11 protein-coding genes are annotated in these 14,867 nt (G+C 63.3%); 7 read left to right on the top strand and 4 right to left on the bottom strand.

Features of this window, described 5'->3' with window-relative positions; translation table 11 throughout:
- Position 1: 1 nt before the first annotated feature.
- The 4 genes from iolE (at position 2) to KIO74_RS25370 (ending at position 3,238) form a co-directional block, all read left to right on the top strand.
- Entirely contained in the window at positions 2-913 is a 912-nt protein-coding gene (gene iolE / locus KIO74_RS25385) for a myo-inosose-2 dehydratase (protein WP_213337810.1), read from the top strand.
- Between the two features lie 926 nt (positions 914-1,839).
- On the top strand, positions 1,840-2,349 hold the full coding sequence (locus tag KIO74_RS25380) for a hypothetical protein (RefSeq protein WP_213337809.1): 510 nt from the start codon (positions 1,840-1,842) through the stop codon (positions 2,347-2,349).
- 11 nt (positions 2,350-2,360) lie between these two features.
- Positions 2,361-2,843 carry a hypothetical protein gene (locus KIO74_RS25375; protein WP_213337808.1) on the top strand — a complete coding sequence of 161 codons (483 nt, stop codon included), beginning with the start codon at positions 2,361-2,363 and terminating at the stop codon, positions 2,841-2,843.
- Positions 2,844-3,055: 212 nt separating this feature from the next.
- Positions 3,056-3,238: a hypothetical protein gene (locus KIO74_RS25370; protein ID WP_213337807.1), complete on the top strand. Its 183-nt coding sequence runs from the start codon at positions 3,056-3,058 to the stop codon at positions 3,236-3,238.
- Between the two features lie 82 nt (positions 3,239-3,320).
- On the opposite strand, the gene KIO74_RS25365 is transcribed toward KIO74_RS25370, so the two are convergent.
- From KIO74_RS25365 to KIO74_RS25350, 4 genes are all read right to left on the bottom strand, one after another.
- Positions 3,321-6,188: an NHLP bacteriocin export ABC transporter permease/ATPase subunit gene (locus KIO74_RS25365; protein WP_213337805.1), complete on the bottom strand. Its 2,868-nt coding sequence runs from the start codon at positions 6,186-6,188 to the stop codon at positions 3,321-3,323.
- Complete coding sequence (locus KIO74_RS25360) at positions 6,178-8,370, bottom strand: NHLP family bacteriocin export ABC transporter peptidase/permease/ATPase subunit (RefSeq protein ID WP_213337803.1); 2,193 nt, start codon at positions 8,368-8,370, stop codon at positions 6,178-6,180. The genes KIO74_RS25365 and KIO74_RS25360 overlap by 11 nt, the downstream gene beginning before the upstream one ends.
- The gene (locus KIO74_RS25355) at positions 8,367-9,614 is read right to left on the bottom strand and encodes an NHLP bacteriocin system secretion protein (RefSeq protein ID WP_213337801.1); all 1,248 of its coding nucleotides are present in this window, start codon (positions 9,612-9,614) and stop codon (positions 8,367-8,369) included. Before KIO74_RS25355 ends, KIO74_RS25360 begins: the two co-directional genes overlap by 4 nt.
- Positions 9,615-10,074: 460 nt before the next feature.
- Complete coding sequence (locus tag KIO74_RS25350; RefSeq protein WP_213337799.1) at positions 10,075-10,830, bottom strand: SDR family oxidoreductase; 756 nt, start codon at positions 10,828-10,830, stop codon at positions 10,075-10,077.
- A gap of 117 nt (positions 10,831-10,947) precedes the next feature.
- Between KIO74_RS25350 and KIO74_RS25345 the strand changes: the two genes are divergently transcribed.
- The 3 genes from KIO74_RS25345 (at position 10,948) to KIO74_RS25335 (ending at position 14,802) form a co-directional block, all read left to right on the top strand.
- On the top strand, positions 10,948-11,754 hold the full coding sequence (locus KIO74_RS25345) for an NAD(P)-dependent oxidoreductase (RefSeq protein ID WP_213337797.1): 807 nt from the start codon (positions 10,948-10,950) through the stop codon (positions 11,752-11,754).
- Positions 11,755-11,786: 32 nt separating this feature from the next.
- Positions 11,787-13,268 (top strand): FAD-dependent oxidoreductase, encoded by a 1,482-nt coding sequence (locus KIO74_RS25340; protein WP_213337795.1) that lies wholly within the window; start codon positions 11,787-11,789, stop codon positions 13,266-13,268.
- 382 nt (positions 13,269-13,650) lie between these two features.
- Positions 13,651-14,802 (top strand): ABC transporter substrate-binding protein, encoded by a 1,152-nt coding sequence (locus KIO74_RS25335; protein WP_213337793.1) that lies wholly within the window; start codon positions 13,651-13,653, stop codon positions 14,800-14,802.
- Positions 14,803-14,867: the final 65 nt, after the last annotated feature.

Here is a 14,867-nt window from a genome sequence, read left to right as displayed (position 1 = left end):
CATGCTCCTTTACGGCACCAATCCCATCGCCTGGTCGAACGACGACGACCGCTCGCTGGGCGCGCACATCAGCCTCGACCAGTGCCTGGACGAGGCCGCGGCCATTGGCTTCGACGGCATCGAGAGAGGGCACAAGTTTCCCCAGGAGCCAGGGGCCCTGAAGGCGGTGCTGGAGCCGCGCAAGCTGCGCTATATCTCCGGCTGGCATTCGCTCAACCTGCTCACCAACGTGATCGACGCCGAAAAGGCGGCGATGCAACCGGCGCTCGATCTGCTGAACGCGATGGGCTCGACGGTGATCATCGTCTGCGAGACTTCCAACGCCATCCACGGGGATGATGGCAAGGCCATCAATGACAGGCCGAAGCTGGCTGATGGTGACTGGGCGGGGTTCGGCGCCGGCGTCGAGGCGCTCGCCGCCTTCGCGGCGGGACAGGGCATTACCCTCGTCTATCACCACCACATGGGAACCATCGTCGAGAGCGAGGACGAGATCGACCAGCTGATGGCTCATACTGGCCCGCACATGAGGCTTCTGCTCGACACCGGTCATTGCCTGTTCGGCGGGGGCGATCCGGAGCGCGCAGCCAGAAAACACATGGCCCGTGTCGGACATATCCACGCCAAGAACGTGCGGCCGGATATCGCCGCGCAGGTCCGGGCGGAGGGCCTGTCCTTTCTGGAGGGAGTGCGCCGTGGCGTCTTCACCGTGCCTGGCGACACGGAAGGCGGCGTCGACTTTCCGCCGGTGCTGGCGATCGCCGCGGAGCATGGCTATCGGGGTTGGCTCGTCATCGAGGCCGAACAGGATCCGGATGTCCGCAACCCCCTGTCTTACCAATGCATGGGCCTGACCTCACTGAAGGGGATGGCGAGGGCGGCGGGGCTTGACACGGGAAAGAGCGGCGAATGACGACATTTCTCGGGCAGGCCCACCGGCATGTCCGGCAAGGTGCATGGATCTGCCGCCGAGGATACAGAAGGCCTTTCTGAAACCACGGAAAGGATGCCAAAACGCTACATCCATCCGATCGCCGCGGGATTTCGACGTCGCCGACAGCCTGCTGATTACCGAAGTCTTCACGCCTGCCGGATGGCCGTATCGGACGTCATGTCCAGACAATTCGGGTGGAACTGCGCGGCTCCCCAGGAGACGTAATGGTGTATAGCGACGGCGACAGCCTTGGCATGCCTTGCAGTATGAAGACCGCAGCATATGGAATAAACGCTGATAAATTTTACCGAGGCAAGCCCAATCCCGAGGCAATAGCCTGAAGATCAAAGTTTATTCTATACCGGGTTGGGCGTAAAATCAGAATTCCGTCGTAGATTTAGGCAGAGGCGGTGCAATCAGGCGCACATCAGATCCGGGCTCAGATGCCAACGCGGCGAGATTAGGTGAGATCGTCACGACTGAAGATAGTGTTGGAGATCAACAGGATACCTGCCGTGAGGCTCGCCTCCCGGCCGTAGAATTCTGCGAGGAGCCTCAATTGGAATTGGCGCGTCCGGCGGCATGTAGCCATTGCCGCGATGCGAGCTCCGATAGTCAATGATTGCAGTCGCGACCGCGCCAACAGAGCCAGCAATTGTGATGACGTAGCTGCCAAGATGCACTGAAGAGCGGCTAGCTGCCGCGTCTCACACAAACTCTTCGATGTGCAACTCATTCGCACCACAGAACCGCAATGCTCGAAGACAGCGCGCCGTTAGCTATGTTTGTGTTTGGGACGGTGACTCGTATCGATAGTTCGTGTACGAGAACCGTGCTGTGGCACACAGCGCGACTGTTGTGAGTAGTAATTATTAAGCAACGTCACGTGCTATGAACGGGGGCAAATGATGAACCAAACTGCGCAGAATCCAGGTAACGCTCGCTTTCAGAAATTCCAGGAAATGCTTGTCGAGGTTCTCAAGGACCCCGAGGCAGCCGCCCGCTTCAACGCCGAGGTCACGGATCCGGCGTCCCTGATCGCCTTCTCGGCATCAAGAGGCGTGCGCGTGACAGAGACCGAGGCTCAGGGCATTTTCGACGCGGCTGAGGCCGCCGTCAAGGAACAGCTCGAGGCAATCAAGGCTTCCGGAAAGAAGCTCGACGACAGCGAGCTCGAAGGCGTTGCCGGCGGGTTGAGCTGGGCCGCCGTCGGCGGTACACTCGGCGCCATTGCGGGCGTGGCCTTGGCCGCAGCTGCCTTGCCGGAACTGGCGGCCGGTGCCATCGCTATCCAGAGCGTCGCCTTCGTTGGCGAAGCGATCGGCATCGCGAGCGCCGGTGGATTGAGCGGCGCGGTTTGGGGCGGTGCGATCGGTGGCGTCAGCCAGGGCATTGCCAATCTGTTCAACGACTGAGGGGGAAGATCATGACTGACACGCAGAAGCAGTTTGCAGAGTTCATGACCTCTGTTCTCCAGGATGAGGCCAAGCTCAAGGCGTTCAACGACAGCGTGAAGGATGGCGAGACCTTGCGTCTTTACGCTGCGAGCAACGGCTTTGACATTCCGGAAGCAGAGGCTGAGCGGATCTTTGCATCGGCCAGCGAATTCGCGGCGTCTCCCGAGGCGCAAAAGCTGAACGACGACATGCTGGAAGGCGTCGCCGGCGGGATGAGCTGGGCCGGCATCGGCGCGATCGCCGGCGGTGTCCTGGGCAGCGCTGGTCTTGCCGTCGGGGTTTTGAGCTGCGTGGCGGCAGCGCCCTTTACAGGGGGCGGAAGCCTCCTCGGCGCCGCAGCGCTTCTCAGCGGCTCCGCGGCGGCCGGCCTCGTCGCGGGCTCTGCCGCGGCGGGAGCCGTTGGCGCCGGGCTCGGCGCCATCGGCGGGCATCTGATCGACGAAAGCGCCTGATCGATCCTGGCCGGCGTAGTCGAGGCGCGCCGGCCAGTCCACAGAACAACCAGTCAATGAGCAGGAATATAATTCGCGCGGAAAGTCGTTCTTCCCACCATGGAAGCCGGCTTTTCGCGCTTTCCGCTTTGCGGTTCGAATAAAGCCGACAGGTCACATTCCTTGCGAGCAATCGGAGATGGGGTTTGCACAGACAACCAGAGCAAGCGCGGATGCTTGACGACGACGAAGTCGACGCGGTCGTCGGCGGACTGAGCGCCGATACGGCCGCCATCCGACGGATGGTCGAGGAACGCCAGGCGGCGATGGCCAATGCGCCTAAGATCGAGATCCCGGTCAACGCGACAAAGCTGCTCGACAGGCCGGCCAATCCTTCCTGGGACAGCGCTGACTAACGCGCAGTTTCGTGAAGGCTCACCGCCGAGCCCCGGTAGCTGCCCAAGCCGCGCAACTGTCCCAGCTAGGGGGTGTAGCTGATCAGGCTGTTTGACGCCGTGCCAGGGCGGCAAAAACACCGTCCTTCCGCATCAGTTCGTCATAGTTGCCTTCCTCGACGACGCGTCCGGCATCGAGCACATAGATGCGGTCGGCCGCCGCGACGGTCGACAGGCGGTGAGCGATGACGATGCGTGTTGCTTCGAGATGGGCGAGCCGCTCGCTGACGATCTGCTGGCTGCGGTTGTCGAGAGCGCTGGTCGCCTCGTCGAACAGGATGAGCCGTGGCCGCCGCACGACCGCCCGCGCGATCAACAGGCGCTGGCGTTGGCCGCCTGAAAGCAGCATGCCGTTCTCTCCGGCGAAGGTATGCATCTTCATCGGCATCTGGCGAATGTCCTCGTCGAGGCCCGCCAGGCGCGCCGCCTCCCAGGCATCATCCTCACCCAGTGTGGAGCCGCCGAGGATGTTCTCGAGGATCGAGCCGGTCGCGGCGTGGCCATTCTGCAGCACAACGCCCATTTGTTTGCGGACCATGCGCATGTCGACCGAGGACGCTTCCTGCTGATCGAAGAACACCGAACCGCTCTCCGGTCGCTCGAAGCCGAGCAGAAGGCGCAGCAAGGACGATTTACCGGCGCCTGAGGGGCCGACGATGGCGATGAATTCGCCGGGCCGGGCGCGCAGGCTCACGCCATTGAGCGCGGTGGGCCCATCGGCCGCATAGCGGAAGACGACGTTGTTGAGCTCGACATCGCCGCGCAGCACGCCGGGATCGACGGTGTGCCCCTCGTCCTCGGGCAGGGTCTGCAGCAGCGGCTTAGCGCGCTCGTAGAGCGGAATGAGCCCGAGCATCGCCGGCACGACCCCGGCAAGCGAGAGCGCTGCGGACAGGAACTGCCCGAAGGCCGCGTTGAAGGCGACGAACTGGGCGATGCCGATCTCGACGCCGCCAAAGCCCACCATCCAGATGAGGAGCGCCATCGAAAGAACGCCGAGGGTGGCACCGAAGGCGTCGACTATGGTGGAGAGTCGCCGCTTGCGAAAATCGATGTCACGGCGGGCCAGAAAGAGCGGCGCCCAACGTGTGAAGGCGCGCGCCTCCGCTCCCGCGACTTTGAGCTTGCCGATTGCGATGATCGTCTGCAGCGACAGCGACTGCAGACGTCCTTCCGTCGCGAGCGCCTGTCTGTTGAGCGACATCATCATGACGCTCGCCACAACCGTCACGACAATCTGCACGCACACCAGCACGAGGGCGACGAGCGCGAGCTTCCAGGCATAGTAGAGAAGGAGGCCGAAGCTCGCGATCGAGAACACCGAGGACAGCAGGGTGTTCATGACCGCGCCGCCGATCGTGTCGCGCATCTGGTTGACGGCGCCGGCCCGCAGCGCGAGATCGCCCGCCGCGTAACGGCGAAAGAACACGGCCGGCAGGCGCAACAGCCTGTCCCACATCGCGCCCTCGAGGTCGGCATTCACCAGGGTCGCCATGCGCAGCAGGAGAAAGTTGCGCACCAGTTCGAAGGCGGTCGCGCCAAGCCCGAGCCCGGCCAAGCCCGCGACGAGCTGCAAGAGCATGCTGTGGGAACTCGCGGGGATGACGGTCTCGAACAGGATCTCCGTGCCGATCGGCGTGATGAGGCCGAGCAGGCCGATGACGAGGGCGATCGTCAGGGCCGGGATGGCGAGCGGGGTCGCAAGCCTCGCGGAAAAGCGCAGAAGGCCGTAGCCGTTGATTGGCTCGGCCGGAAGGGGCCGCTGCACCACGTAGCCGTATTCGCTGCAGCGCGCCGCCCCGTGTCGCGCCGTCCAGGGCTTGCCGTCGGGGGCAACGAGGTCATATCCGTGTCGCCAGCCGGTCCGCGCGAGCGCCGCGAGCGGCGTGCCAGCCTCGCGGTCGAACACGATGAGATGCTGGCCGCCGTTGCGCCACCAGCCCGCCGTCAGTTTCACGGGGCGCAGGCGCATCTTCGCAGCATGCGCGAAGGCTGAAAGCCGTTCCGCGGTGGGGGCGTTGGGTGGCGGGCAGTGGTCGAAGACCTCGTCTTCGAGAGCAACTCCGCTCGCCGCCGCCACTTCGCGGAAGGCGGACGCGAGCGGATCCTTGGGGTCTGCGACAGCCGCGCGGCGATCGCGCGAGATCAGGCCAAGGAAAGGCTTGATCGTGAGAAGACGCATCTGCTCCGGGGCTTCGGCGATCTGCTCGGCCGCCTCCACCGCCTCGGTGCGCATAAGGCCTTCGATCGCCGCCGTGATGCGGTTGCCGTAGCTACGAAAGGCCTCTGACAATCCGCCTGTCGCGGCGAGTGCCTGGCTTGTTCGGCAGGTCACCCGGGCCATCTCGCCAACCGCCGTCGCCCCGCTCGGCGACGCCGCCGCTATGGGCAGGGCGAGCGCGCCCGGTTGCAGCGCCGCCTCGGGCGCCAGATCCGGTCGCACGAGGCCTTCCTCGACCGTCAGCCACAAAAGGCCACGGTTGGGGCGCGCGGGCACGTCCTTCGGAAGGCCGCCGAGTTGCTCGGTCAGGTCAATGGTTCGGCCGGTCGTCGTAGCCGCGAAGGCACGCGCCACGCGCTCGACATGGGCCTCGACGAGATCGATCGCGCGCCCGTCGCCGGCGTCAAGCACCTGCCCCAGCGCCGTCAGGTCGAGGCTGCGCAGGCGAGTTTCGCCGGTGGCGGGAAAGCCAAGCAGCGTGAAATCCGAGGAGGCGGCAATGGGGAATACCGCCTCGCCAGCTGGAACGGAAAGGACATGCCGGTGGCTTCCGGCCCGCCGCGGATCGGCGAGATAGATATCGAGCGCGCCTGTCTCGACGAAAAGCGCCATGGCTCCAAGCGTTACGGGGCCGCGGCCTATGTCGATCGGCGTCGGCGTGAGCGTGGTGTCGATCGCATCAGGCAGCACGGATCAGCTCCACATATGGGCCGCCGGCCGCCCAGAGTTCATCATGCGTGCCACGCTCGACGACCTTGCCCTTGTCGAGCACGATGATCTCGTCACTGTCGCGTATCGCGCTGAGGCGATGGGTGACGAGAATGAGCGAGCAACCGCGCCGCCGCAGGTTTTCCAGGATGCGCGCTTCCGTCGCCGCATCGAGGGCCGAGGTTGCCTCGTCGAACACGAGGATACTTGGCTCTCGGACCAACGCGCGGGCGATTTCGAGGCGTTGCGCCTGCCCGCCCGACCAGTTGGACGCGCCCTCGTTGATGGCGCCGTCATAGCCACCCCGGCGGCTCGCGATGACATCGTGGATATCCGCGTCACGGGCGGCATTGACCAGACTTGCCTCCGTGACGTCAGGGTCCCAAAGGGCAAGGTTCTGCCGGACGCTGCCATCCATCAGGACGATGTTCTGGTCGACGAAACCGAGCGACAGGGCGCGCACTGCCGGATCGACGTTCCGCGCCGGCCGGCCATCAAACAGCACGTCCCCGGACCACGGCTCAGCCAGACCGACCAACATGCGGGCGATCGTCGACTTGCCGCTGCCGGAGCGGCCAACGAGCGCGACGCGGGCGCCAGGCGCTATGGAAAGGTTGAAGTTCTCGATCAAGGGCGGCGAGAGCGGATTGTAGCCGAACACCAGGTCGCGCACGGCAACGGCGCCGGAGAGGCGCTTGCCTTCGTCGTCGTCTCCGCCGTCATCGAGGTTGGCGGGACGAGCGTCCCAGCGCTCATCGAGAGGATAGCGCATGACGTCGTTGACGCGCTCCAGATTGCCCCGCAGTTCGCGCGTGCTAGAGGCGATGCCGACGAGCGCTTTCACATGGCCCGAAAAACTGGCGAGAAGGCTCTGGAAGGCCGCCAGCGTCCCGACCGTGATGATGCCGTCCATTACGCGGAAGCCACCAACACCGAGGATCGCGGCCGTCGCCACGGCATTGAGGAAGCCGGGCACCAGGTTGAGCAACTGGGCCGGGACCTGCATGGCCTGCATGGCATTCATGACGCGCGCCTGCGTCGCGGCCCAGCGACTGAAGAAGTCGTCCTCGGACGCATTCGCCTTCAAAGTCTCTATGGACTGGATGCCGTTGATGGCGACCGCGGAAAGACCCGCCTGTTCGCGCAGGAGGCCGCGCACCGCATTCTCCTGCCACCGCGCGACCGACCGCATGAAGACGGCATTCAGCGCCGCGAGCAGGATGCCGATTGTGGCGAGCAGAGGGTCGTAGAGGGCCATCAGCCAGGCGTAGAACACGGCCGCGAGGCCGGACACGAAGAGCGTGGAAACCTGGCTGCTGATGAGCGCGCAGATCTGTTCGGCCGACTGCAGCCGCGCGGCGACGTCGCCCGCATAGCGTTGCGCGAAGAAGCGCGGCGGAAGGCGCAGGACGTGCCACGTAAGCTCGACCCCCATCGCGGTGCCAAGCTTCCATTGCAAACGGCCGAGAAAATACCCTTCGAGCCAGCTGAGGATGCCGCGCATGATGGCCGCAAAGACGAGCCCGAGAAGAAGCGGTCTCAACCAGTCGCCGAGATTGTTGACCAGAATTTCGTCGACGAAGATCTTTGTTGCGGCCGGCACGAAGATGCCCGGCAGAAGCGCCGCGATGCCGGCGATGGCCAGGAAGGCGATCGCCGCCTTCGAGTTCGCCAGGAGATCGAGGACAGGCTTCCAGACCCGGGGCTTGTTGCCGCCGCGCTGGAAGTCCGGGCCCGGCTCCATCGTCAGCATCACCCCGGTGAAGGAATTGTTGAACTCCTCATGGGTGACGGACCTCGGCCCGCTGGCCGGATCATTGAGATAGACCTTGTGACGGCCGACCCCTTCGAGCACGACGAAATGGTTGAAATCCCAGAACAGGATAGCCGGCAAACGACGCTGGCCGATACTAGACGGCTCCACGCGCCAGCCTTCGGCCGTCAAGCCGAAGGACCGTGCCGCGAGCAGAAGGTTTTTCGCCTTGCTGCCGTCACGCGACACGCCGCAGGCGACGCGGAGATCCTCCAGGGGCACCCAGCGGCCGTAGTGCGCGAGGATCATCGCGAGGCAGGCCGCCCCGCATTCGACGGCCTCCATCTGAAGCACAGTCGGCACGGAGACGCGTGGCGTCGAAGTGAAGCGGACTTGCTGCTCCTGGCTCATAGGCCGAGCCAATGCCGGATGGCGGGGATGACGAGCGCGATGGGGCGCCCGGTCCGCACGGTGACCTGGCCTTCGAGCAACGTGCCGGAGGAGAGCTCCACCTCCTGGCCGCGCCGTGATGTCCAACCGTAGCTTTGTGGCCCGTCTGGCCCCTTCTCCAGTCTGATCTCAACCTGAAGCGGCGGCCCCATGCGCGAGAACTGCCGCGCCAGATCCCGGTTGCTGAGCCGCTCCGCCAATGCTGTCTCGGTTTCAGGCACGGGATCGACCTTGACCACCGTGCCGATGAGCGAGCCGTATTCCTCTTTCTTGGCGACGGATGGCGATATTCGCACCTCCATGCCTGGGTGCACCTGCTTGCCGGCCTCGGCCGGCACGTAGAGCAGCGCCTGCAGCCGATCATCGCCCGTCTCGATGACGAGGAGCCTTTGGCCGGCGGAGACCAGGGCGAAGCCGCTGACTTCATCGAGAACGACGGTCCCGGCGACCCTGGAGCGTATCGAGGTGGCGAGCTCCTGGGAAACGCCGATCTGGGTGCGCTGGCCGACGCTGTCGCGCAACTGCCGCTCCAGCGCCTCGAGTTCCTGGGCGTGCTGGGATTGAAGGGCGAGCAAGGAGGCGTCCAGCGACAGAAGGTCGGCGCGCGCCTGAGAGATCGATTCCCGGGCGGCGAACATGCGCTCGCGCACCTCCAGAATGCGCTCGGAGGTGATCAGGCCTCGGGCCTGAAGGCCTTCGCGAGCGTCCAGCAGCGCCTGCAGCTCACGCACCCGCGACTGCCCGAGGTTGATGACCTCCTCCAGAGCCTCGCGCTTGCGTTGGGCGACGCGCTGCTCATTGACGAGCCGCTCGCCGAAGCGGGCAATGACGTCCGCCCGCTGCTGGTTCAGCTGTTCGACGCGGCTGCTGGCGTCGGCGAGGCGCTCTTCCTCCTCCGGGGAGGATAGCCGGGCGATGAGCTCTCCCTCCTTGACCACGTCCCCACGGTCGGAGAAGCTTTCGAGCCAACCGGATTTCGGTGCATAGATGTTGACGAAGGCCCCGTTCTCGCGGACGAGCAGGCCCGGCCCGGACACTGTGACGCGATAGGTTCCGAAGATCGACCAGGCCGTGCAGCCGACGATGATGGCCGCGGCGGTGCTGAGCGCCACCCAGCCGAGCGGCGAAGTCACCTTGAGCGCCTGATCCAACTGGTTGAGGTTGGACAGGTTGTCCAGGGCCTCGCGACGAAAGAGGTTGCTCATCGCACCGCACCGATGCAGCCTGCCAAGACCATCCAGCTGCCGATCGATCTTGCTCCAGCTGATCCGCTGACGATGGCGGTCCGAGAGCGCGCATAGCCAATAGCTGCGACAATGCCGAGTTTCATGGATGCCCCCCTTATCCCTCAGACCGCATATAGCAAAAGCCATGGAATAGAGAAGGGCAACGTTAGATCTATGCTTACCACCACGTTACTGTGCGCGATGCTGCGGCGTTGCCTATTATTTGTCTTCGATCGCAAGTGGACTCTGCGTTCGCTTTGGCCTTGACCCAAGCTTGTCGTGAGCTGCACCGCGCTCTCGGGGCTGTTCGGACAATCAGCGATAACGTTTTGAAGGGGAAGCTTATGCCCATGGCGACGGAGATCGCCGCGCCCCCATCTTCCGCGAGGCGTGCGGCGAAAGCTGAGGTCCGCTGGCAGATGGCCGAGCGACGGATAGTTTAAATCGCCAACCTGAGCTGCCCGCCGTCTACGGGAATGTTGGCGCCGGTTATATAGCCGGCGTGCGGCGAGGCCAGAAAAACAACAAGGCTAGCAATGTCATCCGGCTGGCCAAAGTGCCCCGCAGCAATGTTCGTGGATATATATTCTTCGCGCAGCTTTTCGTCGGGATGCAGAAGCTCCCGGACCTGCACGCTGTCGATGCGGCCGGGAGCAACGCAGTTCACCGTAACGCCACGCGCTGCCACCTCGAACGCAAGTGATTTGGCCCAACTCTGTAACGCCGCCTTCGCGGGTGACGACGCATTCATGACCCTGGCGATTGTTCCCCCCGTAATGTTTATGACCCGGCCCCAGCGCTTCGCCAGCATATCGGGCAAGAATTCGTTGGTCATTCGCCGCGCTTGTACAAAATTTAAGTAAAAACTCTCGTCCCAAACTGGCGGCCCAGCAAAAATGTCGCAGGGCCGCGATCCCCCGGCGTTGTTCACGATGATCTCAACCGCGCCGACGTCGGTGCGAAGCCATCGAATTGTCTTGTCAACGCCGTCCGCGGTTGCAAGATCGGCAGAGCATGCGAAGACGTCCGTACCGCGCATGGCCGGATGCCTCAGGCATGCCTGGAGCGCATCGCGGTTCCGCCCGACGATTGCGACGCGACAGCCCGCGCCGGCGAGCGCCAGAGCGATGCCCTTGCCGATACCCTGGCTCCCCCCGGTTACCAGTGCCAGCTTGCCGGCAATCCCCATTTCCATGTGCCGACCCATCCGAAATCTCATTGTGCAATCACGATGTGATCGATAACATCGGCTGTCAATCGAAAATGATTTTGCCCGTTCGCACCCTTCGGAACGGGCAACAGGAAAGACGCCATGGACATTTACGACGCGCTCATCCTCGGGCTCGGCCGAATGGGGCTGCCGATGGCTGGACACATGCGCAAAGCCGGTTTCTCGGTAAAAGGGTATGATCCGCACCCGGACCGACGTCGTCTCCTGGCGGAGACGGGTGGCGAGGTCGCGATCGATCTTGCCACAGCAATCACGGCGGCCAATGCCATCCTCGTCATGGTCGGTTCGGAAAAGCAGGTGACGGATCTGTTCGATGGCCCTGCGGGATTGGTCGCTAATGCCCGTCCCGGGGCCCTCGTTCTCATGATCTCAACGGTTTCGCCTAAATTCGTGCACGCGCTTGGCGAGCGCGTCGCCGGCAAGGGCATCAGGGTGGTGGACGCGCCGGTCTGCCGAGCTGAGATGGGGGCGATTGCCGGTACGCTGCTAACGCTTCTATCGGGGGCGCCGGCCGACTGTGCTGATGCCGAACGGCTGATGCGCCCTTTCTCGGCTGATATCGAACACGTCGGGAACCGTCTCGGCGCGGCGCAGGTCGCCAAAACCGTCAACAACATGATCCTGTGGGCAGCTGTCACCGCGAACTATGAGGGCTTCATGCTGGCGGAAAAATGGGGGCTTGATATTGCCGCGCTGCGCCGAGCGCTGACAACGTCCAGCGCCGACAACTGGAGTCTCAGGCACTGGGATCGCGTCGGTGAGATGCCCTGGTCGCTCAAGGACATGGAAATTGCGCTCGCGACAGGCGAGGAGCTCGGCATTGCCATGCCAGTCAGCGCGACGGTGAACGAGGAACTGCGGAAGCTCCCCCTGCTGAGCCACGCCTGACCGTTCGCATTTTGGATAAGAGGGAGGTTGTTTTGATCGCAAAGAATGAATACGACGTGGCCATTGTCGGTCACGGCATTGCTGGCATGTCGGCGGCGGTTTCGGCGGCCGAACAGGGGGCGCGGGTCTGCGTGCTCGAGCGCGCTCCCGAAGGGGAAAGCGGCGGCTGTACGCGCAACACCGAGGCCTATATGCGCCTCAAGAATGAAAACGAGCTCTCGGATGATTTCGAGGAGGAAATGGCGGCGGTGGCGAGCGCCAATCCCGATCCGCACATGATTGCCGAGATGGCTGGGCCCGAAGGTGAGTGGCCGAGCGTCATACGCGCTATGAACGTGACGGATCCGAGTTATCTCGACACGTTTGCATCCAGCGCGGTACCGACGATCCATTGGCTCAAGTCTATGGGCGTCCGCTTTCTTGAGACCAATCTTCCGCAGATCACCTTGCGAAACCAACCGATGATCGCGCCGAGCGGCGGCGGCCATGCGCTCCTCATGGCCCTTCTTGAGAGAGCGAGGAAAAGCGGCGTCAGTTTCTACTATGAAACCACCGCAACCGGCTTGATCCAGGACGACAACGGCGCTGTCGTTGGCGTCAAGGCGGTGATGCACCAGAACCGCCGTGTCGATTTCCGGGCCAAAGCCGTGGTGCTCGCCAGCGGGGGCTTCGAGGGGAGCCCAGAAATGTTGGCCCGTTATATCGGGCCGGGCAGCATCAATATCCGGCCTGTGGCGCGCGGCGCCCATTACAACCGCGGCGAGGGCATCCGCATGGCGCTTGAGATCGGCGCCGCGCCATCAGGCGACTACGGCTCCTATCACTCGACGCCGGTCGATCTGCGTTCGGGGCGCCAGGAGGCGAAGGTCCTGATCTTCGCCTATGGCGTCGTCGTCAACAAATACGGGCAACGTTTTGCGGACGAGGGGCAGGGCGCCGACTACACCAACTTTGATCGGATCTGCTGGGCGATCCAGAAGCAGCCGGACGGTGTCGGCTATGCGATCTACGATTCAAGCATCGAGGATATTCCGAACTACAAGAAAGCCATTTATTCCGACCTGCCACCGGTAAAAGCCGACAGCATCGGCGAACTCGCGGCGAAATTGGGCATCCCGGCGAAACAGGTCGAGGAGACCATCGCGGGCTATAACGCGGCATGTCCGCCAAGCTCTGGATTTGATCCCGCCGTGGCGGACGGACTGTCCACAAGGGGCTTGACGCCACCTAAGTCGAACTGGTCACGGCCGATCGGGAAGGGCCCGTTCTACGCTTATCCGCTGATCCCATCAGGGATCATCACATTCGGAGGCATAAAGACGGACTCGGAAGGACGGGTGTTGAACGCCGATGGCGAGCGTATTCCTGGTCTTCTGGCCGCGGGCGCTTTAGTTGGGGTTTATCATCGCAGATATCCGGCTGCGACATCGGTTCTGCGTGGCGCAACTTTTGGCCGCATCGCCGGAAAGAGCGCTGCCCGTGTGCGTCACAACGAACCGGTGACGGCGCCGTAATACGTGGCATTCGTGCGGGCAGGCACTGGCAATGATTCCGCTGCCGCGTCAAGCGAAAGCATTGGATCCGCGTGGCTTGGAAGGAGGTGTTCCCTCGGCGCCATCGCTTTCGATGGTTGTCAAAGGGATCATCCCGGCGTGGCCGTCGTGCCAGGGGCGTAATCGAGATGGTATTATCTGCAGTCGCTCAACAGCGGCTGCAGGTATTTCCGTTTGTCGAAGGGAATATCGGAGGAAATCGTCGTTCTTGGCCCGTTCTCGTGAAAATCGCGGCGATTTGTAGTTTTTGACTTCACAGCGTTAGCCGGCTGCGCTATATGTTATCGATAACATAACGGGCCAAAACACCGCGGCCGAGATCCAGTCGGGAGGAGAGGTTCACATGGGCATGAATAAAAGAGCCGTGCCGTGGCTGCGTATGGCGGCGCTTGCAGGGGCGATCGCGAGCACGATCGGTGTGTCGGCCGCGGCGGCGGAGGAGATCAAGATCGGCGTGCCGCTCTCCCTCACTGGCCCTGTTGCATTCGCAGGCGTGAAGATGCGGGACGCGATGGAGATCGCCTTCGAGCATGTCGAGAAAAGCGGCATGCTCGGGAACCTGAAGCTGGTGCCGATCTATATGGACGACCAGTCCAGCCAGCCGACTGGCATCAATATTACGCAGCAGCTCGCGCTCCGAAACCGCGTCTCCGCGATCGTCGGCTATACGGCCAGCAACATCTGCCAGGCAGCGCTTCCGGTGGCGCAGGAGCTGAAGGTGCCAACCCTCAACGGCGATTGCGTCGTCGATGGCCTCGGCAAGATAGGCAACTATGTCTACAATACGGTTCGTCCGTCGGACAGCTTCCTCGAACAGCTCGTCGCAAAGATTGCGGCTAGCGGCAAGTTCAAGACCGGCGCCGTTCTGTACCAGCGCGAGAACCCACTGTTCGCCAATCTCGCCCCAGTCGTGACGGCCGCGTTCAAAAAGGCGGGTATCGAGGTGGTGGCGACCGAGGCGGTGACCTCGGGAGCGGACGCGGACTTCTCCGCGCAGTTGACCAACATTGCCGGCAAGAAACCCGATGTTCTCGCCATCCTTCTGCTCGGCGGACAGACTGGTCCGGCCTTCGTGCAGGCGCGGCAGGCGGGTCTCACGGACACGGTTTTCATCGGTGTGCAGAATTTCGATTCCGATGAGGTGAGACGTGTCGCAGGCGCGGCCGCGAAGGGCGCCCTTTATCCCTCACAGTGGATCGCAGGTTCTCCGCTCGACAGTAACAAGTTGTTTGTCGCGGAGTATCGCAAGCGTTTCAACCGCGAGCCGGACACCTTCAGCGCGAATGGATACAACTCGGTCATCATGCTCGCCCAGATCATCAAGAAGGCCGGCGGCGGCGACCGCGAGAAGATCCGCGAAGCCATCGAAACGATCGGCGAGATGGACACCATCTTCGGTACGAATGGCAAGACCCATTTCGAGGATCGACTGGTCGCGCTGACGCCGTTCTTCTTCGAGATGCAGGCCGACGGCGGTGTCAAGTTGCTGGACTGATACTGACGCAGGTGCACAGAATCGTGCCCGCGGCGCAGCGCCGCCGCGGCCCCGCGTCTTCCTGA

Source organism: Chelatococcus sp. HY11, assembly GCF_018398335.1.
GTDB lineage: Bacteria > Pseudomonadota > Alphaproteobacteria > Rhizobiales > Beijerinckiaceae > Chelatococcus.
This window is presented reverse-complemented; position numbering and strand designations above follow the sequence as displayed.

What these genes read in the sequence shown, in the direction of transcription:
- iolE (WP_213337810.1), top strand. Translation starts at nt 2, where the DNA reads ATGCTCCTTTACGGCACCAATCCCATCGCCTGGTCGAACGACGACGAC.
- KIO74_RS25380 (WP_213337809.1), top strand. Translation starts at nt 1,840, where the DNA reads ATGATGAACCAAACTGCGCAGAATCCAGGTAACGCTCGCTTTCAGAAA.
- KIO74_RS25375 (WP_213337808.1), top strand. Translation starts at nt 2,361, where the DNA reads ATGACTGACACGCAGAAGCAGTTTGCAGAGTTCATGACCTCTGTTCTC.
- KIO74_RS25370 (WP_213337807.1), top strand. Translation starts at nt 3,056, where the DNA reads ATGCTTGACGACGACGAAGTCGACGCGGTCGTCGGCGGACTGAGCGCC.
- KIO74_RS25360 (WP_213337803.1), bottom strand. Translation starts at nt 8,370, where the DNA reads ATGAGCCAGGAGCAGCAAGTCCGCTTCACTTCGACGCCACGCGTCTCC.
- KIO74_RS25355 (WP_213337801.1), bottom strand. Translation starts at nt 9,614, where the DNA reads ATGAGCAACCTCTTTCGTCGCGAGGCCCTGGACAACCTGTCCAACCTC.
- KIO74_RS25350 (WP_213337799.1), bottom strand. Translation starts at nt 10,830, where the DNA reads ATGGAAATGGGGATTGCCGGCAAGCTGGCACTGGTAACCGGGGGGAGC.
- KIO74_RS25345 (WP_213337797.1), top strand. Translation starts at nt 10,948, where the DNA reads ATGGACATTTACGACGCGCTCATCCTCGGGCTCGGCCGAATGGGGCTG.
- KIO74_RS25335 (WP_213337793.1), top strand. Translation starts at nt 13,651, where the DNA reads ATGGGCATGAATAAAAGAGCCGTGCCGTGGCTGCGTATGGCGGCGCTT.